25 protein-coding genes are annotated in these 25,268 nt (G+C 67.2%); 9 read left to right on the forward strand and 16 right to left on the reverse strand.

Translation table 11 applies throughout. From position 1 onward, the window contains the following. The first annotated feature begins 29 nt into the window (after positions 1-29). Both HWX87_RS25830 and HWX87_RS25835 read left to right on the forward strand, forming a co-directional pair. A complete protein-coding gene (locus tag HWX87_RS25830; protein ID WP_176049920.1) occupies positions 30-614 on the forward strand; it encodes a nucleotidyltransferase family protein in 585 nt (194 codons plus the stop codon). 195 nt (positions 615-809) lie between these two features. Then, the gene (locus HWX87_RS25835; protein ID WP_165948077.1) at positions 810-953 is read left to right on the forward strand and encodes a hypothetical protein; all 144 of its coding nucleotides are present in this window, start codon (positions 810-812) and stop codon (positions 951-953) included. A 95-nt stretch (positions 954-1,048) separates the two neighbouring features. Here HWX87_RS25835 and HWX87_RS25840 read toward each other — a convergent pair whose 3' ends face one another. The 8 genes from HWX87_RS25840 to panE form a co-directional block, all read right to left on the reverse strand. Beyond that, the gene (locus tag HWX87_RS25840; RefSeq protein WP_176049921.1) at positions 1,049-1,807 is read right to left on the reverse strand and encodes an SDR family oxidoreductase; all 759 of its coding nucleotides are present in this window, start codon (positions 1,805-1,807) and stop codon (positions 1,049-1,051) included. Beyond that, positions 1,804-3,351, reverse strand: coding sequence for an FGGY-family carbohydrate kinase (locus HWX87_RS25845; RefSeq protein WP_176049922.1), 1,548 nt, complete (start codon positions 3,349-3,351; stop codon positions 1,804-1,806). The genes HWX87_RS25840 and HWX87_RS25845 overlap by 4 nt, the downstream gene beginning before the upstream one ends. A 31-nt stretch (positions 3,352-3,382) precedes the next feature. Next, a complete protein-coding gene (locus HWX87_RS25850; RefSeq protein ID WP_176049923.1) occupies positions 3,383-4,471 on the reverse strand; it encodes an alcohol dehydrogenase catalytic domain-containing protein in 1,089 nt (362 codons plus the stop codon). A gap of 47 nt (positions 4,472-4,518) precedes the next feature. Next, complete coding sequence (locus tag HWX87_RS25855) at positions 4,519-5,532, reverse strand: ABC transporter permease (protein ID WP_176049924.1); 1,014 nt, start codon at positions 5,530-5,532, stop codon at positions 4,519-4,521. Then, positions 5,519-7,039: a sugar ABC transporter ATP-binding protein gene (locus HWX87_RS25860; protein WP_176049925.1), complete on the reverse strand. Its 1,521-nt coding sequence runs from the start codon at positions 7,037-7,039 to the stop codon at positions 5,519-5,521. Before HWX87_RS25860 ends, HWX87_RS25855 begins: the two co-directional genes overlap by 14 nt. Positions 7,040-7,101: 62 nt before the next feature. Further along, entirely contained in the window at positions 7,102-8,046 is a 945-nt protein-coding gene (locus HWX87_RS25865) for a substrate-binding domain-containing protein (RefSeq protein WP_176049926.1), read from the reverse strand. A 120-nt stretch (positions 8,047-8,166) separates the two neighbouring features. Next, a complete protein-coding gene (locus tag HWX87_RS25870; protein ID WP_176049927.1) occupies positions 8,167-9,126 on the reverse strand; it encodes an AraC family transcriptional regulator in 960 nt (319 codons plus the stop codon). 238 nt (positions 9,127-9,364) lie between these two features. Continuing rightward, positions 9,365-10,312: a 2-dehydropantoate 2-reductase gene (gene panE, locus HWX87_RS25875; RefSeq protein ID WP_176049928.1), complete on the reverse strand. Its 948-nt coding sequence runs from the start codon at positions 10,310-10,312 to the stop codon at positions 9,365-9,367. 253 nt (positions 10,313-10,565) lie between these two features. On the opposite strand from panE, the gene HWX87_RS25880 reads away from it, so the two are divergent. Further along, a complete protein-coding gene (locus HWX87_RS25880; RefSeq protein WP_176049929.1) occupies positions 10,566-12,119 on the forward strand; it encodes a methyl-accepting chemotaxis protein in 1,554 nt (517 codons plus the stop codon). Between the two features lie 25 nt (positions 12,120-12,144). Here the strand turns inward: HWX87_RS25880 and HWX87_RS25885 are convergent, their stop codons facing one another. Further along, positions 12,145-12,822: a response regulator transcription factor gene (locus HWX87_RS25885; RefSeq protein WP_176049930.1), complete on the reverse strand. Its 678-nt coding sequence runs from the start codon at positions 12,820-12,822 to the stop codon at positions 12,145-12,147. 376 nt (positions 12,823-13,198) lie between these two features. On the opposite strand from HWX87_RS25885, the gene HWX87_RS25890 reads away from it, so the two are divergent. Further along, positions 13,199-13,690, forward strand: coding sequence for a hypothetical protein (locus HWX87_RS25890; protein WP_176049931.1), 492 nt, complete (start codon positions 13,199-13,201; stop codon positions 13,688-13,690). Between the two features lie 27 nt (positions 13,691-13,717). Here HWX87_RS25890 and HWX87_RS25895 read toward each other — a convergent pair whose 3' ends face one another. From HWX87_RS25895 to HWX87_RS25910, 4 genes are all read right to left on the reverse strand, one after another. Further along, positions 13,718-14,224 (reverse strand): hypothetical protein, encoded by a 507-nt coding sequence (locus HWX87_RS25895; RefSeq protein WP_176049932.1) that lies wholly within the window; start codon positions 14,222-14,224, stop codon positions 13,718-13,720. Positions 14,225-14,356: 132 nt separating this feature from the next. Further along, the gene (locus HWX87_RS25900; RefSeq protein ID WP_244137760.1) at positions 14,357-15,715 is read right to left on the reverse strand and encodes a sigma-54 dependent transcriptional regulator; all 1,359 of its coding nucleotides are present in this window, start codon (positions 15,713-15,715) and stop codon (positions 14,357-14,359) included. 175 nt (positions 15,716-15,890) lie between these two features. Next, positions 15,891-16,475 carry a hypothetical protein gene (locus tag HWX87_RS25905; protein ID WP_176049934.1) on the reverse strand — a complete coding sequence of 195 codons (585 nt, stop codon included), beginning with the start codon at positions 16,473-16,475 and terminating at the stop codon, positions 15,891-15,893. A 156-nt stretch (positions 16,476-16,631) separates the two neighbouring features. After that, positions 16,632-18,083 (reverse strand): chemotaxis protein CheA, encoded by a 1,452-nt coding sequence (locus tag HWX87_RS25910; protein WP_244137761.1) that lies wholly within the window; start codon positions 18,081-18,083, stop codon positions 16,632-16,634. Here HWX87_RS25910 and HWX87_RS38110 point away from each other — a divergent pair. Next, positions 18,058-18,333: a hypothetical protein gene (locus tag HWX87_RS38110; RefSeq protein WP_244137762.1), complete on the forward strand. Its 276-nt coding sequence runs from the start codon at positions 18,058-18,060 to the stop codon at positions 18,331-18,333. The two genes, HWX87_RS25910 and HWX87_RS38110, sit on opposite strands and share 26 nt — an antisense overlap. Before the next feature lie 22 nt (positions 18,334-18,355). Here the strand turns inward: HWX87_RS38110 and HWX87_RS25915 are convergent, their stop codons facing one another. The 3 genes from HWX87_RS25915 to HWX87_RS25925 form a co-directional block, all read right to left on the reverse strand. Then, positions 18,356-18,637 carry a hypothetical protein gene (locus HWX87_RS25915; RefSeq protein ID WP_059239774.1) on the reverse strand — a complete coding sequence of 94 codons (282 nt, stop codon included), beginning with the start codon at positions 18,635-18,637 and terminating at the stop codon, positions 18,356-18,358. A gap of 72 nt (positions 18,638-18,709) precedes the next feature. Then, the gene (locus HWX87_RS25920) at positions 18,710-19,300 is read right to left on the reverse strand and encodes a hypothetical protein (RefSeq protein WP_176049936.1); all 591 of its coding nucleotides are present in this window, start codon (positions 19,298-19,300) and stop codon (positions 18,710-18,712) included. Between the two features lie 111 nt (positions 19,301-19,411). Further along, entirely contained in the window at positions 19,412-19,735 is a 324-nt protein-coding gene (locus HWX87_RS25925) for a hypothetical protein (protein ID WP_176049937.1), read from the reverse strand. A gap of 1,858 nt (positions 19,736-21,593) precedes the next feature. Here HWX87_RS25925 and HWX87_RS25930 point away from each other — a divergent pair. The 4 genes from HWX87_RS25930 to HWX87_RS25945 are packed head-to-tail and all read left to right on the forward strand — an operon-like array spanning position 21,594 to position 25,255. Further along, positions 21,594-21,818, forward strand: coding sequence for a hypothetical protein (locus tag HWX87_RS25930; RefSeq protein ID WP_244137763.1), 225 nt, complete (start codon positions 21,594-21,596; stop codon positions 21,816-21,818). After that, positions 21,811-22,818, forward strand: coding sequence for a UDP-glucuronic acid decarboxylase family protein (locus tag HWX87_RS25935; protein WP_176049938.1), 1,008 nt, complete (start codon positions 21,811-21,813; stop codon positions 22,816-22,818). The genes HWX87_RS25930 and HWX87_RS25935 overlap by 8 nt, the downstream gene beginning before the upstream one ends. After that, positions 22,815-23,804, forward strand: a complete 990-nt coding sequence (gene galE / locus HWX87_RS25940) for a UDP-glucose 4-epimerase GalE (protein WP_176049939.1) — start codon at positions 22,815-22,817, stop codon at positions 23,802-23,804. The genes HWX87_RS25935 and galE overlap by 4 nt, the downstream gene beginning before the upstream one ends. A 47-nt stretch (positions 23,805-23,851) precedes the next feature. Beyond that, the gene (locus tag HWX87_RS25945) at positions 23,852-25,255 is read left to right on the forward strand and encodes a UDP-glucose/GDP-mannose dehydrogenase family protein (protein WP_176049940.1); all 1,404 of its coding nucleotides are present in this window, start codon (positions 23,852-23,854) and stop codon (positions 25,253-25,255) included. The last annotated feature ends 13 nt before the right edge of the window (positions 25,256-25,268 follow it).

Raw genomic sequence — 25,268 nt, forward strand, 5'->3', positions numbered from 1 at the left:
GCAGCACCTGCCTCACTCCCCCCGCGCCGATGTCCTATGCGTCACTCGCCACCGGCGTCCTGCTCGCCGGCGGCCTTGGTCAACGCTTCGACCCGAGCGGCCTGCACAGCAAGCTGCTCGCGCTGCTGCCCGACGGCACGCCGGTTGCGGTTGCCGCCGCCCGTCATCTCGCGGCGGCCACGGCCGACGTAATCGCTGTCGTCCGCCCTGGCGCCGAGAAACTCGCGATTCTGCTGAACGAAGCCGGCTGTCAGGTCGTCTATGCGCCCGACGCGTTGCGCGGCATGGGCGCAAGCCTCGCCGTCGGCGTACGCACGACGCCCGACGCGAGCGGCTGGCTCGTCGCGCTCGGCGACATGCCTTGGATCGCGGCTTCCACCTACGAAACGGTCACACGCGCGCTCGAGGCCGACAACGTCTCGATCGTCGCGCCCGCATATCGCGGCGTACGCGGCCATCCGGTCGGTTTCGCCGCGCACCACTACGAGGCACTGGCCGCGCTCGACGGCGATACCGGCGCCCGCACGCTGTTCGCGAGCGCGCCCGTGCAACTGCTGGACGTCGACGATCCCGGCATCCTGCGCGATGTCGATACGCCGGCGGATCTGCGCTGACCGCGATCGCGCGGACCACACAACGCATTGCAGTAGACGAACCCGTTCGACGATCGCCGATCGCCGATTCACGGCTTTCAGCGACGATCGACACCCCGCCGCAAGAATCCCGCTGCAAACGCATGTTCGATTGCCTATAACGGAGACGAGGCGCACCTGCCGCGCCGCCGCCGTCACGCACTGCGCGAGTTCTCCATGACCGATCACACGACCCCGACGCCCGAGCCACCGGCCGACCCGAACCGCGATCCGGAAGACGACCCGCTGTCGTCGCCGCCGGGTCATCACCACGACAACCCGCAACAACCGGACGGACCGCCGAGCAAAGACCCGGTCTAGCCGCGCGTCGGCCGCTCCGCACATTCGCCCCTATTTCCCATGATGCGCGGCTGGCGGCTGGCGGCCGCCCGTCGCCCGTGACCGCATCGCGTGGCCTAGCGCGACGTATACCCGCCGTCGATCGGCAGCGACACGCCGCTGATCATCGACGCCGCATCGCTCAGCAGAAACAGGATCGGCTCGACGACTTCGTCCGGCTCGGCAAAGCGCCCGAGCGGAATCGCGGCCAGCATCGGCGCGCGCTTCTCCGGTTCGCTCCACGCGAACTGCGCCATCGGCGTGAGCGTGACGGTCGGGTTCACGCTGTTCACACGAATGCCGTGCGGCCCGAGTTCGATGCACAGCACTCGCGTGATCGCATCCATCGCTGCCTTCGACGCGCAGTAGCTCAGATGCGCGGGCAGGCCGACGAGTGCGGCCTGGCTCGATACGTTGACGATGCTGCCCCGTGCGCGTGCCGCCCCGCGCCCGTCGCGTTCGATCATCTTGCGCGCGACGGCCCGCGCGACGAGCGCCGCACCGCGTGCGTTGACGGCCATCACGCGATCGAAATGCTCCGCGCCGACATCCAGAGCCGGTTCGAGCGACGCGATCCCCGCGCAATTGACGAGGCCGTCGAATGCATCGTGTGCGGCAAGCGCCGCGTCGATCGCATGCTCGTCGCCGCCGACATCGATATGCAACGTCTCGCACGCGGTCTCGCCGGCGAGTGTGTCGAGCGCGGCCCTGTCGCGCGCCGCCGCGACGACCCGTGCCCCCGCCTGCGCCAGCGCGACCGCACACGCGCGCCCGATCCCGCTCGACGCCCCCGTGACGAGCACCCGCGCATCGCTGAAATCGAATCGTGTGTTCATGATGATGTGCCCAGCCTGTGGAGGATCGGCTTGAGTGCCGGATAGAGCGCCGTGTAGAGCGCGAAACGCGCGTCGTACGTGTTCGCGCTGGCGGCATCGGGCCGGGCGCGCTCGACGAGCGTGACCCAGCCACCCTGCGCTTCGTCGTGCGACACGAGCCCTGCCCCGACACCCGCGAGCAGCGCGGCGCCCATCGCGGCTTCCACATCCTGCTCGATCGTCCACACCGGAAAACCCGTCACGTCCGCAATGATCTGCATCCACAGCGCCGAATGCGCGGCGCCGCCGACGACGATCAACCGGTCGTCCAGCACGACCGCACCGCGGCGGCCGGCCTCGATGTTGTGTCGCAACGCGAACGCGACGCCTTCGAGCACCGCGCGATAAAGATGTGCCCGCGTATGCGCGAGACTCAGCCCGACGAACGCGCCGCTTGCCTTCGCATCCCACACCGGGCTGCGCTCGCCCATCAGATACGGCAGGAACAGCACGCCGTCGGCGCCGGCCGGCACGTTTTCGGCGGCCTGCTCGAGCAGCACGTGCGGATCGCCGTGCGGCAGCAGGCGCGCCGCATCGATTTCCGCCTGACAGAACTGGTCGCGGAACCATGCGACCGATGCGCCGGCCGTAATCGCGCCGCCGAACACGTACAGGTCGCGCTGCCCGTCGAACACGTGCGGCATGCTGACGAGCCCGTGCCGCGCATCGACATGCCGGTTCACGTAGCCCCAGCACATGCTGGTGCCGATCATCGCGACATGCTGCCCGGTACGCGTCGCGCCGGCCGCGAAGGTCGCGACGGCCGCATCGACGCCGCCCGCGACGACGGGCGTGCCGGCCGGCAGCCCGAGCCGCTCCGTCCATTGCGACAGCAGGCCGCCAACGATGTCCGTCGAATCGACGAGCCGCTCGGGCATCATCGTCGCCGGAATGCCGAGCATGTCGAGCGCATCGTCGGACCACTCGCGGCGCGCGACGTCGTACACGCCACCGATATTGCCGGCCGAACTGTGATCGACCGCGACTTCGCCGGTCAGCAGGTAGATCACGTAGGCGTTCGGCGGCAGGAAATAGCGCACGTTCGCCCACACGTCCGGCCGCTGGTCGCGCAGCCACAGCATCTTCGTGAAACCGTAGTAGCTGTCGACGCCATTGCCCGTGATCACGCGCAGCCGCTCGACGTTCACGTGTTCGTTGACCCAGTCGACTTCCGCGGTCGCGCGCCGGTCCATCCAGATCAGGCAGGGATGCAGCGGCCGCATGTCGATATCGACCGGAATGCCCGAGCCGCCGTACAGGCTGCTCACGCACACCGCGCGAATCGCGTCGGCCGGCACGCCCTGCGCGCGCGCGTCGCTCACGCAGCCCGCGACGCATTCGAGCACCGCGTCGAACCACACCTGCGGCCACTGCTCGGCCCACAGCGGGCGCGGCGTGTCGGGCTGGTAGCCGGCCGAACGCCGCGCGACGATCGTGCCATGCCGGTCGACCAGCAGCGCCTTGGTGCTCTGCGTGCCGATGTCGACGCCTATCACGTATTCCATGATGTCTCCGGTGAGGCGCATGCCTGCCGCATCAGCGGGCCGGCTTCAGCAGCACCTTGATCGATTCCGGCGATTTCGCGACGCGGATCGCGTCGTCCCAGTCCTCGAGCGCGAAACCGTGCGTGACGATGCCTTTCGACGTGACGAGCCCGCGCGCGAGCAGGTCGATCGCGACCGGATAGCAGTATGGCCCAAGGTGCGCGCCGCGCACGTCGAGCTCCTTGCGGTCGCCGATGATCGACCAGTCGACGGTCGCATCCTCGCCGAACACGCTGAATTCGACGAAGCGGCCGAGCTTGCGGATCAGGTCGAGCCCCTGGCTCACGCCGACGGGCGCGCCGGTCGTCTCGATGTACACGTCGCAGCCGTAGCCGTCGGTGAGCGACTTGACGATCGCGCGCGCGTCGTCGCGCTTCGGGTTGATCGTCACGTCGGCGCCGTACTGCCGCGCAAGTTCGAGCCGCTCGTCGATCAGGTCGATCACGACGAGCTTCTTCGGCGTCTTCAGGTGTGCGACCTGCGTCATCATCAGGCCGAGCGGGCCCGCGCCCGCAATCACGACGACGTCGTCGAGCTGCACGTCGCCGCGGTTCACCGTATGGATCGCGCACGACAGCGGCTCGATGATCGCCGCATCCTCGAGCGATACGCCGAGCGGGATCTTGTGGACGATCGCGGTCGGCGGAATCCGCATGTACTCGGCCATCCCGCCGTCGGCGACTTCGCGCTGGAAGCCGAAGATGTTGTGCACTTCGCACATCCAGTACTGGCCCGACTTGCAATAGCGGCACTTGCCGCACGGCACGATCTGCTCGGCGATCACGCGATCGCCCATTGCCACGCCGAAATGTTCGGCCGCGCCGTCGCCGAGCGCTTCGACGTAGCCGAAGAATTCATGGCCGGGAATCACGGGCGCCTTCACCCACGGGTTCGGGCCGCCCCAGAACATCTTCGCGCCCGTATAGCACTTGCAGTCGCTCGCGCAGATCCCGCATGCGGCGATGCGGATCACGAGCTCGTTCGCACCGGGGCGCGGCTTCGCGACCTGCTCGACGCGGTAATCCTCGGGGCCGTGGCAAACGACCGCGGTCATCCGCGGCTGGGCTTCGGGTGTCGTCATGAGTTGTCTCTTTCGTTGATGATAGGGATAGCTGATCGACTGGATCGTTACCGCGACCGTTCGCGGCTGATGTAGATCGCGAGCAGGATGATTCCGCCCTTGATCACGTTCTGCACATACGGGTTCACGCCGATCATGTTCAGCCCGTTGTTGAGCACGCCGAGCAGCAGCGCGCCGACCAGCGTGCCGAGGATCGCGCCGCGCCCGCCGGAGATCGACGTGCCGCCCATCACGACGGCCGCGATCGCGTCGAGCTCGAAGCCGACGCCCGCGTTCGGCTGCCCGCTCATCAGCCGGCCCGTCAGCACGATCGCGGCCAGCGCCGACGTGAGCCCGGCCAGCGTGTAGACGATCAGCTTCACGCGCGCGACGCGCACGCCAGTGAGCCGCGTCGCCTGCTCGTTGCCGCCGATCGCATACACGTAGCGGCCGAACGGCATGCGGTCGAGCAGCAGCCACGCGATCGCGTACACCACCAACATGATCAGCACGGGCGCCTGGATGCCGAGCACCTTGCCGCTGCCGAAGAACGCGACCCAGTCGGGCAAGCCGTCGATCGGATAGCCGCCCGTGTAGATCAGCGCGAGGCCGCGCGCGATGCCCATCGTCGCGAGCGTGACGATGATCGGCGGCATCCCCGCGAACGCAACGAACACGCCGTTCAGGAAGCCGAAGCCGAGGCCGACCGCGATGCCGATCGCGAGCGCGGCGACCGCGTTGACGCCCGCGACCATCAGCCCGGCCGCGAGCGTGCCCGACAGCGCCATCACCGAGCCGACCGACAGGTCGATCCCGCCGGTCAGGATCACGCAGGTCATGCCGACCGCGATGATCGCGTTGATCGACACCTGGCGCAGCACGTTCTCGAGGTTCGCGGCGGACAGGAAGCTCGGGCTCGCGATCATCATCGCGATGCACACGACGATCAGGCCGACGAGCGGATAGAACAGCGTCGAGCGCCGCAGTTGCGCCCACATCGCGCGTGGCGGCGGCGCGTCGCCGTTTCCGGCGGCGGTCGCGAGCGTCGTGGAAGGCGTGGAAGAAGAATCAGGCAGGTTCATGGGTCGCTCCTCGCGTGCCGGCCGTGGCATAGGTCATGACCGTGTCGGGATCGATCTCGTCGCCGGCGAGCGTCGCCTCGATGCGTCCTTGCCGGAACACGGCGACGCGATCGCACATGCCGACGATTTCCGGCAGCTCGGACGAGATCATGATGATGGCGTAGCCGCGCGCGGTGAGTTCGCGCATCAGCCCGTAGATTTCGGCTTTCGCGCCGACGTCGATGCCGCGCGTCGGCTCGTCGAAGATCAGCACCGACGTGTGATGGTTCAGCCAGCGCGCGATCACGACCTTCTGCTGGTTGCCGCCGGACAGCGTCGCGACCTCGGTATGGATCGACGGCGCCTTCACGCCGACGCGCCGCATCACGTCATGCGTCGTGCGCGCCTCGCTGCCGCGGTCGATCAGCCAGCGCATCGACCGGTACTTGCCGAGGTTGTTCAGCGAGATGTTGTCGCGGATCGAGAACGACGTGACGAGCCCTTCCGTCTTGCGGCTTTCCGGCAGGATGCCGATACCCGCACGCAACGCGTCGGCCGGATCGGCGAGCTTCGCGGCCGCACCGCGCACGCGCACGTCCTTGCGATGCGCGCGCGTCGCGCCGATCACCGCGAGCGCGGTTTCGGTGCGGCCCGAGCCGACCAGCCCGGCGAAGCCGAGTATCTCGCCGGCATGCAGCGCGAAGCGGTTCACGGGGCCATCGCGTTCGATCTGCAGCGCATCGACTTCGAGCACGGCCGGCGCATCGGCCGCGCGCGCCGGCTTCGGCGGAAAACTGCTCTCGATCCGCCGTCCGACCATCATCCGCACCAGTTGCTCGACGTCGGTGCGCGCAACGTCGGTCGTCGCCACATACTGGCCGTCGCGCAGCACCGTGATGCGGTCGCACACCGCGAAGATTTCCTCGAGATGATGCGAGATGAAGATCATCGCGACGCCCTGCCGCTTCAGCTCGCGCATGATCGCGAACAGGTGCCCGGCCTCGGCCGGCGTGAGCGTGGCGGTCGGTTCGTCGAGGATCAGGATGCGCGCGTCGAGCGACAGCGCCTTGCCGATCTCGACGAACTGCTGCTGCGCGACCGACAGCGCGCGGATCGGCGCATCGAGATCGATCGCCACCCCGAGCCGCGCGAAGATCGCGGCCGCCGCGCGGCGCATCCGCTTGCGGTCGCGCGCGCCCCAGCGGTTGCGCAGCTCGCGGCCGAGGAACAGGTTGTCGACGGCATCGAGGTGCGGAATCAGGCTGAACTCCTGAAACACGATGCCGACGCCGGCCGCGACCGCGTCGTGATAGTCCGCGAAATGGCGCGCGGTACCGTCGATCTCGATCGTGCCGGTATCCGGCTGATGAATGCCGCACAGGATCTTCATCAGCGTCGACTTGCCGGCACCGTTCTCACCGAGCAGCGCATGGATCTCGCCGCGCGCGATCTCCAGGTGAATGCCGGACAGCGCCTTCACGCCCGGAAAACTTTTCGTGATATGGCTGAGCCTGAGTATCGTGTCCATCGGCTTCTCCGTGCGAAAGGCGCCGGCCGCGCCGCCGCCCTTCTCGTCACGTCGTACGTCGTTCACCAGCTGAAGCCCTTCGCGTTGCCGCGATCGACGACCTTCACGTCGACCGGGATCGCCTTCGGCACCGTCGCGCCCCACTTGCGCGCGATCGCGATGCCGAGCGCGATGCGCACCTGGTCGGCCGGGAACTGCGCGGTCGTCTCGATGAACTTCGAGTTCGGTTTCTGGATCGCGGCGATCGCCTCGGGCGCGCCGTCGACGCTCGTCAGCTTGATGTCCTTGCCGGAACCCTCGATCGCGGCGAGCGCGCCCATCGAGCCGCCGTCGTTCACGCTGAAGATGCCCTTCAGGTTCGGATGCGCGGAGATCATGTTTTCGGTGACCGACAACGCGGTCGCGCGCTCCTGCTTGCCGTTTTGGGTATCGACGAGCTTCACGTTCGGGAATTTCGCGAGCCCTGCCTTGCAGCCGCGCACGCGTTCGAGAATCGGCACGACCGGAATGCCGTCGAGGATCGCGACCTCGCCGCTGCCGCCGATCGCCTTCGCGAGGTATTCGCACGACATCACGCCCGCGTCGTAATTCTTCGAGCCGACGAACGAATCGACGGGCCCGTTCGCGTTCGCGTCGACGGCCACGACCACCGCGCCGGCCTTTTTCGCCTGCGTGATCGCCGACTGGATGCCGGTCGAATCGGTCGGGTTCACGAGCAGGATGTCGATCTTCTTCTGCAGCATGTCCTCGACGTCGCTCACCTGCTTGCTGACGTCGTGATGCGCGTCGGTGACGACGACCTGCGCGCCGATCGATGTGGCCGCATCGTTCAGCGCCTTCTGCATCGTCACGAAATACGGGTTGTTCAGCTCCTGGAACGTCATGCCGATTCGCAGCGGCGCGGCCTGCGCGGCCGTGACGGGCAGCCAGGCCGCGGCGGCGAGCGCGGCAACGGCCGCCATGCGGGCGGCGCGACGAGGGGATGAAGCGGGCGATGCATGCGTCATGGCGGTGTCTCCGGAATTGTGTGCAGCTTTTTCGTGGGTGAGTGAGCCCCTCGCGACGTGAGCGGCGCGATCGGCTGGGTAAAACGTCGGGGAAAACTCAGGCGGGCAACGGCCCGGCGATCATCCGGGCTGCGGGGCGAGTTCGGGCGCGCCGGGTGTCAGCACGCGCGGCGGCATCGGGTTGCCGGTAGGCGCCGCGTGCAGCGCCAGGTCGCGGCTGCGCGCGTTCAGGCGCTGCAGCGCACGGAATTCGGAAGGCGCCATCCCCTTCACCGCGCGGAACTGGCGGTTGAAGTTCGACACGTTGTTGAAGCCGGCCTGGAAGCAGATGTCGGTGATGTTCGCGTCGTCGGCGAGCAGCATCTGGCACGCGGATTCAATCCGCAGACGATTCACGTACTGCACGAACGGCATGCCCGTCTGGCGATGGAATGCGCGCGAGAACGCGCTGACGCTCTGCCCGGTCAGTTGCGCGAGATCGGATTCGCGCAGCTCGGACGCGAGGTTCTTGCCGATATACGACAGCGCGTGGCTGAGCCGCGTCGGCGTGACGTCGGCCTGGTCGTACGCGGGGCTGGCGAGCAGCGTGCGTTCGGCCGCGCCGCACAGGCGTTCGAGGATCGTCATGAACAGCGCGATGCGGCGCATGCCGCGCGCGGCCAGCAGTTCGTCGAACAGCGGCGCGATCGCGGCGCTCGTCGTGGCATCGAAGCCGACCCCGCGCCGCGCGTCGTCGAGCAGCGCCTGCGCGTCGCGGCATTCGGGAAACGCGTCCATGCAGCGGCGCACGAACGCCGGGTCGAACTGGATCACGAGATTGCGGCGCTCGACGGTTTCGCCTTCGGCCATGTCGCTGACCCAGTTGTGCGGCAGGTTCGGGCCGAGCAGCACGAGATGGCCGGGGCCGAACGAACCGATATGGTCGCCGACGAAATACTTGCCGTGCGTCGCGACGATCAGGTGCAGCTCGAATTCGGGATGGAAATGCCAGCGGATCGTGCGATACGGATAGCCGTGCGACCAGACCTTGAACGACTCGTCGCGTCGCACGTCGACCACTTCGAGATCGGGGTGCATCATGTTGGCGTCTCCATTCCCATGTATCGCTGGCCGGCCTGTTCGGCATTGCGCGCGTGCGCCGCGTGGTTCGTGCGGCGACGCGACCGGTCGCATGGGAAGCAATGTAGGTCGATCGAGCGCGCGGCTCCACCAACTTTACGCCTGATTTCCGATACTTTTTTGCGCGATCCGGCCGCAAACGGCGCCGGACGGCAAATTTGTGCAGCGCGGAACGGCCGGGCGGCCGCCCGCGCCGGCTTTACGCAGCCGCGTGCTCGCGTGCCGTGCGCACCTCGTACGCCTTCAGGTGGTTGTACGCGATCCGCAGCAGCGACAGCGCATCGGCCGCCTGCGGGTCGCGGCGAGCGAGCAGGTCGCCGATCACGTGATCGGCCTCGACGCGCGCATGGTTCTCGACGTCGCGCAGCATCGACGCGGTCAGCGGCGACGGCGTCAGCACCATGCGCTGCATCCGTTCGATCGCCGTCGGGTCGGGCCGGTGGCCGTTGTGTTCGGCGATCGCGCTGCATTCGGCGAGCATCGTCTCGAGCAGGCGGCGGCCGTCCGGCGCGGCCAGGATGTCGCCGACCGAGCCGCGGAACAGCGACGTGCTCGCGGCGAGCGTCGCGAGGAACACCCACTTCTCCCACATCCGTGCGGCAATGTTGTCGCTGAGCGTCGCGTCGAAGCCCGCGCCGCCGAACACGTCGGCCACCGCGCGCACGCGCGGCGATTCGCCGCCCGCCAGTTCGCCGAACGACAGCCCGGCCGTGTCGTTCAGGTGCACGATGCGCTGCTCGCGATCGAGCGTGGCCGCGATCACGCACAACCCGCCGAGCACCTGCGCGGCGCCGAAGCGGTCGCGCAGCACGTCGAGGTGGCGCATCCCGTTGAGCATCGGCAGGATCAGCGTCTGCGGGCCGACGAACGGCGCGAACGATGCAATCGCGTCGTCGAGGCTGTAGGCCTTGCAACTCAGCAGCACGAGATCGAACGGCGCGACGCCGGCATTCGCATCCGCCGCGCGCACGGTCTGCACGTTCGCAAGCGTCAGGTCGCCGCGCGGGCTGCGGATCAGCAGCCCGTCGCGTGCCAGCGCAGCGGCACGGCCGTCGCGCACCAGGAACGTTACATCGCGCCCTGCCGCAGCCAGCCGGCCGCCGAAGTACCCGCCGACCGCGCCGGCCCCTACCACCAGAATTCGCATCGTTGCCTCCTTTCGGTTTCGTTCAGCGCCGCACCGGCGCCATCCCGGGCGCGCAACGCGTACGCAATCGCCTCGACAGTATAGCGATGCCCGTTATGCATATGCATAGATACCCGCATCGGCATCGATGCCATGGGCCGCGGTACCGGTTCCTAGGGATAACCCGTCTACGGCGACGCGCCTTCGACGCCGTCAAGATACTTAACCCGTCACGCCGCCCCGGCGAGCATCCTCGACTGACCGACCACACACCATGCGCAACCTTTCCCTGAATCAGAAACTCGCCTCGATGATCGTCATCCTGTGGCTCGGCCTGCTCGTGATCGCCGGGCTCGGCGCGTGGCAGACGCGCGCCTCGATGATCGAGGACCGCCGCGACCAGCTCGCGTCGCTGGTCGCGCAGGCCGCGAGCGTGACCGACCATTACTACAAGCTGTCGCAGCAGAACGCGCTGCCGGAAGCCGATGCGAAGCAGAAGGCGCTCGAAGCGATTGCCGCGATGCGCTACGGCGCCGACGGCTACATCTCCATCAACGACTCGAAGCCCGTGATCGTGATGCACCCGATCAAGACCGAGCTCAACGGCAAGGACGTGTCGAACTTCACCGACCCGGACGGCAAGCACCTGTTCGTCGAGATCGTGAAGGCCGGCAACCTGGAAGGCGGCAAGGGCTTCGTCGAATATCTGTGGCCGAAGCCGGGCGCGGACAAGCCGCAGGCGAAGACCAGCGCCGTGCAACGCTTCGCGCCGTGGGACTGGTATCTCGTCACGGGCATGTACATGAACGACGTGCGCTCGGCCGTGCTCGCGAGCATCGGCCGCTGGCTCGCGATGACGGCCGTGCTCGGCGCGCTCGCGACCGTCGTGATGGTGCTCGTGCTGAAAAGCGTGCGTGCGAATCTCGGCGGCGAGCTCGAAGTGGCGCTCGACGCCGCGCAGCGCATCGCGCAGGGTGACCTGACCGCGCGCGTGACCGTGAAGCAGGACGATCGCGGCAGCCTGCTGCACGCGCTGCACACGATGCAGGGCGGATTGATCGACATGGTGTCGCGCGTGCGGATGGGCACCGAGAACATCAACGTCGGCGCAAGCGAGATCGCGTCCGGCAACACGGACCTGTCGCAGCGCACCGAGGAACAGGCGGCCGCGCTCGTGCAGACCGCGTCGAGCATGGACCAGATGACCGCGAACGTGAAGCAGAACGCGGACAGCGCCGCGCAGGCTGCGTCGCTCGCCGGCCAGGCCGCGCAAGTCGCGACACGCGGCAGCGCGGTGGTCGATGACGTCGTGCGCACGATGAACGAGATCACCGACCGCTCGCACAAGATCGGCGACATCATCGGCGTGATCGACGGGATCGCGTTCCAGACCAACATCCTCGCGCTGAACGCGGCCGTCGAAGCGGCGCGCGCGGGCGAACAGGGCCGCGGCTTCGCGGTCGTCGCGGCCGAAGTGCGCTCGCTTGCGCAACGCTCTGCCACGGCGGCGAAGGAAATCAAGTCGCTGATCGTGTCGTCGAACGAGACGGTCGAGCACGGTGCGGCGCTCGTTTCGAACGCGGGCGAGACGATGGCCGAGCTCGTGCAGTCGGTGCGGCGCGTGAACGAGATCCTCGACGAAATCAGCCATGCGTCGCGGGAGCAGAGCGCCGGGATCGAGCAGGTCAACCGCGCGGTGGGCGAGATGGACCAGGTCACGCAGCAGAACGCGGCGCTCGTCGAAGAGGCCGCGGCGGCCGCGCATTCGCTGCGCGATCAGGCCGAAGCGCTGCGCGACGCCGTCACGCGGTTCGCGTTGCCGGCTTGATGGCGCCCGGCCGGCGCGGGCGTGCTCACCCCGCGCCGCCGGCCCGCAGCATGCCCGCCCCGGTGCCGAGCCCCAGCCCGGCCGCGCGCTGGATCAGCTCGACGTCGTTGCTCGCACCGAGCTTCTTCATCGCGCTGATCTTCTGCGCGCTGACCGTCTGCTTCCCCTTGCTCAGGCGCTGCGCGATCGTCTTGATCGGCACGCCCGACAGATACAGGCGAATCACCTCGATCTCCCTTGCCGACAGCTTCACGGGCGCCTCGCCGCGCTCGCCGAGCGTGTCGACCGCGCGCCTGACGGCCGGCGACTGGTACGCGCCGCCGCTGTAGCTCGAATGGATCGCCGTGACGATGTGGCCGACCTCGTCGAACTTGCTGACGACGCTCACGCCGCCGATCGCGATGATCGACCGGAAAATCAGCGGGTTCTCGTTTGCGACCAGCGCGACGATCCCGGCGTTCGGCCGCGTGCGGCGCAGCCAGTTGAACAGTGCGAGGTTGTCCATTTGCGCGTCGCCGCGAATCGCATAGTCGACCAGCACGACGTCGCAGTCGACGCCACCGAACGACGCGAGCAGTTCGGCCATGCTCCGGTAGACCGCGACGAGTTCGATCGCGCAGGTGCCGCCTGCGATCTGCTCGATGCCGGCCAGCGTCAACGGCCAGTCGTACGCGAAGACGATGCGAACATTGAATTTCCTCATGCGCAGTTCCTGATGGTTCACCGGCTACGCCGCGCGGAACGCGCGCGACCGGTTGGGCGTTGAAAGGGCATTCAGGCGATTTTTAGCCTGCATGCCGATTCTATGAACCTGCTCGCGGGCGGGATATCGGACGGCATATGAATCGGCCGCCGGAGACGTAATACGAGTTTGATATTTGCAGGGTTTCCGCGGCCGGCAGCCGGCGGTCGACCGTCGCGGCATCGGCCCAATGGCCAGCGTTGCGCGCGATACGGCCGGCCAGCAGGTAAAATTGCGCCTTTGCATGCCATTCCGGGCCGCCGGCGGCGAGCGATGCGCCGATACCGGCCGCGCGCCACCGCCCTTTTGCCGGCTGCCCGCACTCGCCGCTTTCCTCATGACCGAATCCGACCTGCAATCCGACGACACCTCCATCCACGAAGACGGCCTCTGGCGCGACAACGGCTGGACGGCCCGCATCATCAAGAACGAAGACGACGACGGCTGGGCCGTCGAGATGATCAAGGACGGCGAGTCCGAGCCCGCGCTCGTCGGGCCGTGGACGATGGGCCGCGACAAGAAGAACCCCAAGCCGATGGACGCGAACGCGTTCCGCACGCTCGTGAAAACCGCGACCGAGGTGCTGATGCGGCACGAGCAGCAGCGGCGCGCGATGCTGCACAAGGAAGTGACCGTCCAGGGCGACGACGAACAGGATGTGTCGGTCACGCTCGACATCGTGCCGGACGAGTTCGAGCCGTATGCGCAGTTGAAGGCATTCGATCCGTACGGCGAGCTGCTGGCCGAAGCGAAGGTGTCGGCCGGGTTCAAGCTCAGCAAGGCCAGCGCCGAACGCTGGGTCGCATCGGGCTTCGAGCGGCCGGCCTGAGCGGGCGCGGCGCGCGCTTGCGCGCGATCAGGTGCCGGCGCCCTGCTCCATCCGCCTGAGCCGGCGCGCCGCCAGCTTGCGCCGTACGAACTCCTCGAACTGCTGCGTCGCGACCTCCGGATCGCGCGCGGCCAGCCCGAGCGCATTGCGCACGAGCTGGATCGGCGTCAGCACGATGCCCCACGGCAGCCCCCACCAGCCGAGCGTGGCCGACGCGAGCAGTGCGGCCGCCTGCTTCCTGCGCCCGCAACGGCGGCAACACACGTGGCGTCGCGTCGCCCAGCGCGTGACGAACAGCAGCGACACGACGCGATGCGACGCATGCACGTCGACCGGCTGCCCTTCGCGCAGGCAGATCGGGCACGGCCCGTAGCGCCAGTCGTCGACATACTGCCGGACCTTCGCGTCGGGCACCCGTTCGGCCTCGACGATGATCGGATGCGCGTGCGCGCACACCCGGCTGCAATAGCGGCGGCCGTCGATCGACCGGCCGCCGGCCAGGAACGTCCTGCCGCAGTAACTGCACTCCTTCACGATAAACCCCGGATAAGCGTGATGCGCCGCGTGTCGGCCGCCGGCGCATCGATGCGCCGGCGGTCCGCACAGGTCATTTCATGTCTTAACGGCCGCTACCGCGCAGTCTTGAGCGAAGCGCACCGGCGCGCATCAGCTGTGCAGCCCGTGCGCGGTCATCAGGCGGTACAGCGTCGCGCGCGAAATGCCCAGTTCGGCGGCGACGTCCGCATGCTGGTGGCGGTTGCGCATCAGCGTTTCCTCGATCGCGCGCCGCTCGGCCTGCCGACGCGTTTCCGCAAGCGTCGGCGGCTGCCGTGACGTGTACGCGCGCAGTTCGAGATCGGCCGCCGAGATCAGCGGACTGTTCGTCATCACGACCGCGAACCGGATCCGGTTGATCAGCTCGCGCACGTTGCCGGGCCACGGATAGTTGTGGATCGCCTCGACCGCGCATGGCGTGAAGCCGCGGATCCGGTGCGCACTGTCGCCGCGATAGCGCCGCAGCACGTAATCGGCGAGCAGCATGATGTCGCGGCCGCGCGCGCGCAACGGCGGCTCGTCGATGCGCAGCACGCACAGGCGGTAGTACAGATCGGCGCGGAACCGCCCCGTCTGCATCGCGGCCTCGAGATCGACGTGGGTCGCCGATACGATCCGCACATCGACCGGAATCGACATGTGCCCGCCGAGCCGTTCGATCTTGCCCTCCTGCAGGAATCGCAGCAGGCTCGCCTGGCTCTCGAACGGCATGTCGCCGATCTCGTCGAGAAACAGCGTGCCGCCGTGCGCGGCCTCGATGCGGCCGATCTTGCGCTGGTGCGCGCCCGTGAAGGCGCCGCGCTCGTGGCCGAACAGTTCGGCCTGCAGCAGCGTCGACGGGATGGCCGCGCAGTTCACGGCGACGAACGGCGCATCGGCCCGCGGCGACTGTTGATGGATCGCCGCGGCGGTCAGCTCCTTGCCGGTGCCGGATTCGCCGGCGATGAACACGGTGGCGTCCGTGTTCGCGACCTTGCGGATCGTCGCGAACAGCCGGCGCATCGCGTCGCACGAGCCGATCATCGTGCCGCCGGGCGGCGCCGTGTCGGCAGCCGGATCGCCGTCCGCGAGCTTCAGCATCCCGTACGCATGACCGACGAGATAGCCGATCGTCGTATAGGCCGTCGCGTTGCGCACGTAATCGAAGCAGCAATGACGGATCAGGCGCGCGATCGACAGGTCGCGCAGCCGCTCGTCGTCGGCGAGCGCGACCCAGCCGACGCGCGGGTCGCGCAGCAGCGCTTCGAACGACGCGACGTCGGGCGAAGCGAAACTGTCGAAATCGACGATGCCGGCATGCGGGCGGTTCGCCTTGACGAGATTCAGTGCGTCCGCAACGGTTTTCGCGCGCCACACGTCCCAGCCGCGCGACGCCAGACAGTCGACGAGCGCGGCATCGTGCTGCTGCGACAGGTAGACGAGCGGCCGCGACGGCACCACATGATTGCGCCGGACGGCGACGAACGACATCGCGCCGGCCTCCCGTTCGACATCCTGCGGGCCTGACACTCTGAGCTGGCAGCAATAGTTCACGATGGCCTCGCCGCGTAGCGTTGTATGTCGGAGCGGCCGTTGCCGGATCGCATGTGGCGGGGCCCCGTGGTCCCGCGGCGCGGCGCCGCCCCGTCCTCGAATCGATGTTTCGTTATCGGCAGAACACGACGCGCTGCGTGTAGATCTGCGGCTCGACGACCGGCTTCGCCGACCGGTCGAGATCGTCGCGATAGGCGCGATAGGTCTTGCCGTTCACCGTCACGTCAGCCGCGCGGGCCGTCTCGATCTTGTCGAGCCCGTTGCGCTGCCACTCGGTCACCCGGTCCGCCGCCGTCACGCTCGATTCGCCGGCGATCTTCTGCGTGATCGCGCTGCCGTCGCTCCACGGCAGCGTCTGCATGTCCTCGGCGTGCTGCATCGCGCCGACCGTCTTGCCGGTCGACGACGGCCCGTTCTGCGCTTCGAACGGTGCGCCGCGGCCATACACCGGCGATTGCCACGACGGCGCGTGCCCCGCCTCGGGCATCATGTAGATCATCTGCGGGTCGCCGACCATCATCATCGGTGCGCAAGCGGTGTTGTCGGAGCGCCCGAGCGTCGTCAGCGCCTGCTGGACGCTCACGGCATTCGCGGCAGTCTGCTCGCTCAGGATGACGAACACCGCGGGATTCTGGAAAACCGACTGCGCAGCGGCTTGCACGCTGACCAGCAGCAAAGCGACCAAAAAGATCCTCATGATTGAGGCCTCCTTGCATCCTCGTCAGGCAAAAAGAGGTGTTGACCTCGGGGATGGGACCAACACCCGTCCAAACGGAAACGACCGTCGGGCATCGGGGCCGAACGGCTCCCGTGCGACCGGTGCTCCGGTCGCACGGGAAGCGGCCCCGCGCGCTTACGACGACGTGCTCGTCGAGATGACGGCCGGCGCCGGCGCGACCGGCGCAGCCGGTGCGGCCTGCTGGTCGACCGTGGCCGGCGGCAATGCCTGGGCCGGGTCGGTCAACGCCGGCATGTCGGCGGGCGGCGCAGCCGGTGCGGCAGCGGATTCGACCGCTTCGGGCACCTTCGCGTCGGCAGCCGGCATGTCGGCCGGCGCTGCGGCGGCGGCAGGCTGTGCAGCTTCCGGAGCGGGCGCTTCGACAGCCGCTTGCGGGGCCGGCTCGACAGCCTTTGCGTCGGCTGCCGGCGCCGTGACGACGGCAGCTGCCGGCATCGGTTCGGCAACGGGTTCGCCGGCGGCCTGCGCTGCGCTGTCAGTCGCGGCCGGCATCGGCTCCGGCGCCTTGTCGGCGACGGGCTGCACAGGCTCGGGGGCCTTCGTGTCGGCAACCGGCTGGGCGGGCTCGGGGGCCTTCGCGTCGGCTACGGGCTGTGCGGGCTCGGGGGCTTTCGTGTCGGCAACCGGCTGCGCAGGCTCGGGAGCCTTCGTGTCGGCCACCGGCGTGGCAGGCGCTTGCGATGCCTTGTCGGCAACCACCGGCGCGGCAATGACGGCCGCGGCCGGCACGGCTGCCATCGCGGCCGCCGGTACGACCGCTGCTGCGGGCGCGGCGGCAACGGCCGGTGCAGCGGCGACAGCAGGGGCCGCGGCAACCGCGGGCGCTGCTGCTGCCTGCGCAGCCACTGCCGGTGCGGCTGCGGCAACGGCTGGCGCCGCGACTGCCGGAGCGGCTGCGGCGATTGCCGGCGCTGCGGCGGCCGGAGCAGCGGCAACCGGCGCGACTGCCGGTACCGGGACAGGCACCGGGATCGGGACAGGCGCCGCCTGCACCGACGTCGTCTGGATCGGACGCGTCGGCGCGGGAGCCGGTGCGGCCGAACCGAGCGGCGGCAGGCCCATGCGGTCGCGCACGATCGGGTCGCGATACTTCACGTCGTCGGCGACGGTCGCCTCGACGCTCGGCGCCACGTTCGAGCGCGCGAGCGGCGCGGTCGTGCCCGGGCACAGATGGCCGGTCGCTTCCACCGCGCGCCGGTTCGCATCGCTCTGGCACAGCAGCGCGAGCGCGACGTCGGTCAGGCCCATCGCACGGAATTCACGCGCATCGAGACGCCGGACGCAAGCCTGGTCGACCAGCGTCGTGCCGCCCGTCGCGCCGAACCCCGGGAACGACACGCCGACGCTCACCGAGCCCATGCAGGTGTCGGACAGCGTGGTCGTGAGGCCGGGCGCCTGGATCGCCGGGTTGGTCTTGATCGTCTGCGTGCCCGAGTAGTTGACGTTTTCCGATGTCTGGGTGTTGTACGGGTTGGTGCCTGGCGCGCCGGACGAAGCCAGCGAGCCTACGCTCTGCGGCGTCACGTTCGAGCCGCCGCTCGTGCCGGACGGCATCGTCACGTTCACGTTCACGCTCGAATTGCCGCTGCCGCGCACCCCGCTGGAGCTGGTGGCATTGCCGCCGCGCGAGCTCGTGGTGTTCGTGTTCATGCTCGAGCCGCCGCCCTGGCTGACGGCCGTCGACGACGTCGACGACTGCGCGCTCGAAGTCGAGTCGGCAGTTTGCGCCTGGGCACCGATCGTGGTCATCGCGAACATTGCCGCGCATGCCACCTTGATCCTGTTGCTGTTCATTTCACTCTCCGGACGAGGTTAAACCTCCCACCCAGGCAACCGTGCTAATTCCCCTGAATGACTTCAGATTTCGCTGCTTCCCCGAACTGCTTCCAGCCACTGCCCAGCTGGGACCACGAGCCGGCCGACATGCCCTGCCACTGCTGGGCGTCCGGTCCGCCGATGGCACTGCCCGACGAAAGCGTTTGTTGTTCTGACGGTTTGGTTGTCTGGTCAGGGTTGTTTGACGTCTGCATAGTCGATTGCACACCATCGGCAGCACGGTCAGCGCCATACGCCGTCAGAGACGCGAGCATCAGAGCGGCGGCAATCAGGTTCTGCTTCATGCCAACTCCTTACGTGACAACAGTGCGGAAAAGAGACCAGCGTCGCTGGGAAACTGGTCCCCCCACACCAGACTAATGACTGCTCCCGGTCGCGCTCGAGCTGCCCTGGCTTCCGCCCGATGCGGACGGCGAACCGGCCGGACCGGTACTCCACGCGGTCGACGAGTTGTAGTGATTCGAACCCGTGATCGCAGCCGATCCGCCACTGCCCGTGAGTCCAGCGGCACCCGCGTTGGCAATGCCGTTGTCGTTCGCGCCCGTGGCCGTGTAGTGGTTCGCGCCGAGTACGATCGTGGCGGTCACCCCTCCCGACAATGCGTTGGCGTTCTCGTTCGTGCTGCCGTTTCCGCCGTACGAGCCTGCGGCACCGATACCGCCGCCTGCCGCGAACGCGCCCCCGTTCGTGCCGGAACCGCTGGCCGTCGAGGTCGAGTTGTGGTTGGCGGACGCCGTGCCGACGGAACCAGCGGGTGTCACGGTACTTCCGGCGCTTGCACCAGCCGTCGACGTCGAATTGCTCGTATAGCTGCCGGAGCCGACCAGTACCGACCCGGACACACCCGCGGCAACGGATTGCGTCTGGTTGGTCGTGAACGAACCCGCTGCCAATGCGGCCGACGATAGGACGGTGAGCGCTGTCGCTAATATGACTTTGGCTTTCATAGCAATCCCTTGCTGTGAGGAAGTTCGGCGGTGGCGGAGCCAGGCTCGCCCTGGCGGGGTGAAGCCCGGCATCCGTACCGCCAGCCAATGACGAACGCTACGCGCCGCGGCTTAGTGGTGGAACGTCCAGCCAGTCGAGCCGGCATTCGCGCCGCTGCTGCCGCCAGCCTGTGCGCCGCCGAAGCCGAAGCCGCCGACGGTCGACGTTTGGGTATGGTTCGTGTACGAGATCGAACCGCTGCCCGGGCCGCCCGCCACTGCGCCGGCTGCGCCGAGTGCCGAGCCGGAATCGGTCGCGGTGAAATGGCCGAAACCTGCAACCCCGGCCATCGTCTGGCCACCGCTCGACGAGTTGCTGGTGGACACCGTGCCGCTGGCGGCGAACGCTGCACCCGAAACCGCCAGAACTGCTGCTGCAATCAGAAGCTTCTTCATGGTCGACTCCATAACGGCGTGAACAGAATGAGCAAGGAAGATCGCACGCCATCAACCTTCCCGCCGTGAGCAATCCCAAAAAATTAGGATCACTATCAAAACAAGAAATTATTGTTGGCCGTGAATTCGATATTTTTGTAATTTTGGTCAGCCGAATTCTAGTTTCGTGATTTTAAGTTGTCCAAACTTTATACGTAGGTGTTTTCGATTAATTTTATGATGATTAAATCAATCACCATGAAACACCTCGATAATGACAACAAGAACGACGCATGCACTTTTACAACCCGCTATTTCCAATACACCGCCCGACGGAATGCCGGCACTCAGCATCCAGTTGCGGAATCGAAAATAGGCGAATGCATTTAAAACATCAAAAATGCAACACCGTTCAAAATGCGTCCGTTATCCGGGCGATAACAGGCCTGCATGACAGCCAGTCGGCATGTTTGCTCCCTGAGCGAGCGAAATAGGCTTTCCGGATAATCCGGCCGACAGGCGTTCGATCTAATCCGGCCGGCGCCGGTATTGACCCGGCGCGATCGAAACTGCCTTGCACGATCGCAGACGAATCGGCGTCAGGCTGTCCGGCACGAACAGTCTGGCCCATGCGGGTGAACTGGATGAGGGCGAGCACCGCTGTCGTCCGGCCGTCGCGCGCAGCGACAACCGATCCGGCACACGGCGGATGCGGAGCCAGGAAACCAGGCAATGGAATACTCGCGAAGCTGGCACTGCGTCGCGAGCAACACCCCGATCTTTCCGACTACCCCACCGGTGCGCAAAATACGCGCGGATCAAACTACTGCTTATGGTCTTCATCGCCGTTTCCCCGACTGCTACTGACGAGTTGGTCGCCCCCACATCTTTGTTGCATCGCGTCGACCGCTCGCCGATGCAACCAGTACCGCAAGCGGCATGCCACACGTTGTCCCGTCGCGCATTGCGCGCGGCAGATCGCCGCCACGCCGGGTCATTCCGCCGGAATCGTCATTTTTTGTTTCAGGAATGTATCGCGACAACGATTGCGCACGTGCCCCGATCATTGAGCGTCGCGAAGCAATACCGCGATTAGACGGACGAATCCGGCCCGTGGACCCTTGCCGGACGGCAAGATGAACGGGTGTTTCAAACTTGAGAAGCGCGCAGCCGCGCCGGCTGGGCGGGAACCGGCTTTCCACTGACGAACCACGCTTCGCGACGCATGCGACCAGGCTCCGGTCCGAAAAAGAACGAGAATCGATTCGCCCTGCGCGCGGCTCCCGGGCCACGCGCGGCGGGCGTCGATGCGCCGCCGGCACGCGCGCGCCCCGATCATCGAAACGAATTTGATTCATCCGTGAAAATACCGACACGATCACACGACGAAAAATGTTGCCATCCCGGCCGTTACCGGCGTAATAATTAAAACAAATGTAAACACGGAATTCCGACAGGATCGCAAGCGCAATTTTTCATTCCGGCTCGCGCCACCTTTCACTTCGGAGACATCCTGGCAAGCGATACCTTCGAGAAACATTTTCAAGCATTTATTCGCCTGATTCTCATCGATGAAACATGCCGATCAAGCATGCGTTTTACGTTAACAATCTCGTAAAAGCCTGATTTATCGAGCGTTTCGTCGTATCGAATCGCATTGATCCGGCGCTCGCCCGGGTCATTCCCCTGTCCCCACGATTCACGCGTGAAACGCCTGCACGCCTGTCGATCGGCGATGGCATCGCCGCGCCCGCGCCCGGCGGCACTGCGTCGTCCATGGCATGCCGATTGCCTGATGTCCGGCTCTTACCGAGCGGCACGCCACCACACACGCATCACGGGCAGTGCCGCTCGCAATCAGCGTGTCGGGGAAACGGCGATGAAGATCACCACCGATCGATCGGCGCTCGCGCCGTTCAAGCATCAACGGGGTTGTCAGCGAAACCGGAGCGCCTGTCGCGGCGCTTCGTCGACATCGGAACAGGCGGACCGGCGCTTGCCGAAACGGTACCCGTGCAGCGGGATGGAGCGCGTGCGCGACGCCGTCGGGCAAATCGACCTGTGGTTCCTCGACATGCTCGACGAAGGAGACGGCGATGAATGACCGCGCACCGCTCGAAACGCGCGCCGGTCAGCGCGTGCTGGTGACCGGCGGCGCCGGCTTTCTCGGCAGCTACGTGTGCGAGCGCCTGGTCATGGAAGGCGCAACGGTCACGTGTGTCGACAGCCTGCTGACGGGGCGCAAGCTCAACATCGCCGATCTGAAGGCATCCGGCCGCTTCGAATTCGTGAAGGGCGACGTGTCGCTCGGCCTGCCGCAGCTGCAGGCGGACGAGATCTGGAATCTCGCATGCGCAGCCTCGCCGCCCACGTACCAGATCGATCCCGTGCACACGATGCTGACAAACGTGCTCGGCATGAACCACTGTCTCGCGCTCGCGCGCAAGACCGGTGCGCGCGTGTTCCAGGCATCGACCAGCGAAATCTACGGCGACCCCGGCGTGCATCCGCAGACGGAAACCTATCGCGGCAACGTGAACACGATCGGCCCGCGCGCGTGCTACGACGAAGGCAAGCGTGCAGCCGAGGCGCTGTGCTACGACTACTACCGCACGCACGGCATCGACGTGCGTGTCGCGCGCATCTTCAACACCTATGGTCCGCGCATGTCGCCACGCGACGGCCGGGTCGTGTCGAACTTCATCGTCGCCGCGCTCAACGGCGAGTCGCTCGAGATCTACGGCGACGGCAGGCAGACGCGTTCGTTCTGCTTCGTCAGCGACCTGATCGACGGCTTCTTCAGCCTGATGGGCGCCGAGCGCAACGTCGGCACGCCGGTCAACATCGGCAATCCCGGCGAATTCACGATGCTCGAGCTGGCGCAGCAAGTGCTCGCGATGACGGGCTCGACATCGGAGATCGTATTCCGGCCGCTGCCGATCGACGACCCGCACCAGCGCAAGCCCGACATCTCGGTCGCCGCGACCGAGCTCGGCTGGCAACCGGCGATCGATCTCGATGAAGGGTTGCGCCGGACCGTCGACTACTTCAGCCGCGAACTGTGGCTCGCTCCGGTGCTGCGCCTGACCGGAGCGGTCGCATGAAAGTGCTCGTGACAGGTGGGGCGGGCTACATCGGCAGCCATACGTGCAAGGCACTCGCGCAGGCCGGACACGAGCCGATCGCCTACGACAACCTCTCGACCGGCCATTGCGACGCGGTGCGATGGGGGCCGCTCGTCGTCGCCGACATTCTCGACCGCCAGGCGCTGTCGAAGGCGCTCGCCGCGCACCGGCCCGACGTCGTGATCCATTTCGCCGCACTCGCCTACGTCGGCGAATCCGTGCTCGCGCCCGATCGCTACTACACGGTCAACGTGGCGGGCGCCTGCACGCTGCTGAGCGCGATGCACGCGGCCGGCGTCGGCAGGATCGTGATGTCGTCGTCGTGCGCGACTTACGGGATTCCGGACGCGCTGCCGATCTCGGAGCGCACGCCGCAGCAGCCGATCAATCCGTATGGCTTCACGAAGTATGCGATGGAGCGGATGGCCGCCGATTTCGAGCGCGCGTACGGGCTGAAATGGGTCGCGTTGCGCTACTTCAACGCAGCGGGCGCGGATCCGGACGGCGAGATCGGCGAATGCCACGAGCCTGAAACGCACGCGCTGCCGCTGGCGATCCGCGCGGCGCTCGGCGCGGGCAACGCATTCCGGGTGATGGGCACCGACTACCCGACGCCCGACGGCTCGGCGATTCGCGACTACGTGCACGTGAGCGACCTCGCCGATGCACACGTGAGGGCCACCACCCATCTGTGCGGCGGCGGCGAAAGCGTCGCCCTGAATCTCGGCACCGGCAAGGGGACTTCCGTGCTCGAGGCGCTGCGCGCCGTCGAGGCCGTGACCGGGCGCCGCGTGCCGACGGTGATGGCCGCGCGCCGCCCGGGCGACCCGCCCGCGCTGTATGCGGACGCGACGAAGGCCGCGCGCGTGCTCGGCTGGCGGCCGCGCTTCACCGCGATCGAACAGATGGTCGAACACGCCGCGGCATGGCATCGGAAGGCGCAGCAACTCGAACCCAGCAGCTGAGCAGCTCATTACACCCATGTTCTCAAACGCTACCCAGAGGGCTCATCATGAATGTGCGGATCGCCATCGTTGGCACCGGCTACGTCGGGCTGGTGAGCGGCGCGTGCCTTGCGGATCTCGGGCATGACGTCATTTGCATCGACAACAATCGCGGCAAGATCGACGCGCTGAACGAAGGCCTCATGCCGATCTACGAGCCGGGCCTCGATGCCGTCGTCGCACGCAACGCCGCACGCGGCACGCTGCGCTTCAGCAGCGACCTGGCCGCGAGCGTGCGCGATCGCGATGCCGTGTTCATCGCGGTCGGCACGCCGACGCTGCCGGGCACCGACCACGCCGACCTGCAGTACGTCGAGGCGGCCGCGCGGGAGATCGCGTCGAACCTGACCGGTTTCGCGGTGATCGTCACCAAGTCGACGGTGCCGGTCGGCACCAACCGGATCGTCGGGAAAATCGTCGAGTGCTGCGCACCGGACGGCGTCGGCGCGGCGATCGCATCGAATCCGGAGTTCCTGCGCGAAGGGTCGGCGATCGACGACTTCATGCATCCGGATCGCGTCGTGTTCGGCGCCGAGCATCCGCGCGCGATCGAGATCATGCAGGCGATCTACGCGCCGCTGGAAGCGACGGGCCATCTTGTGCTTGCCACCGAGATCGAGACGGCCGAACTCGTGAAGTATGCGGCGAATGCCTTTCTCGCCGTGAAGATCAGCTACATCAACGAGATCTCCGACCTGTGCGAAGCGGTCGGCGCCGATGTCGAGCTGGTCGCGAACGGCATGGGCCTCGACCGCCGCATCGGCGCGTCGTTCCTGAAGGCCGGCCCCGGCTGGGGCGGCTCGTGCTTCCCGAAGGACACGCGCGCACTGAAGGCGACGGCTTCGCAGCATGCGGTGCCGCTGCGCATCGTCAGTGCGGCGATCGAATCGAATGCGCTGCGCAAGGAACAGATCCTCCGCCGTATCGAGAACGCGTGCGGCGGCTCGATCAAGGGCAAGCGCATCGCGGTGCTCGGCCTCACGTTCAAAGGCCAGACCGACGACGTGCGGGAGAGCCCGAGCATCGACGTGATCCAGTTGCTCGTCGGTGCGGGCGCGCATATCCGCGCGTATGACCCGGCGCGTCCGCACGAGGCATCGCGGTTGCTGCCACAGGTGTTCATGGAAGGGTCCGCGGTCGACGCGGTGCGCAGCGCGGACGCCGTCGTCGTGATGACCGAATGGAAAGCGTTCGAGATGCTCGATCTCGCCGACCTGGCCGATCACATGGCCGACCCCGTGATGCTCGACATGCGCAACCTGTTCAGCGAACAGCTGGCGGTCGACAGCGGCTTTCGCCGTTACGAACGCGTGGGCCGCTCGTGCGGCGAACGCACGTCGGCCGATCCGGCGCACGAACGGCCGCATGCCAGCGAGGGCGCCCGGCTGCCACGCAGCCTGCTTCAAGACTGATGGTCCGACCTTG

Source organism: Burkholderia sp. BCC1644, assembly GCF_902833225.1.
Taxonomy (GTDB): domain Bacteria; phylum Pseudomonadota; class Gammaproteobacteria; order Burkholderiales; family Burkholderiaceae; genus Burkholderia.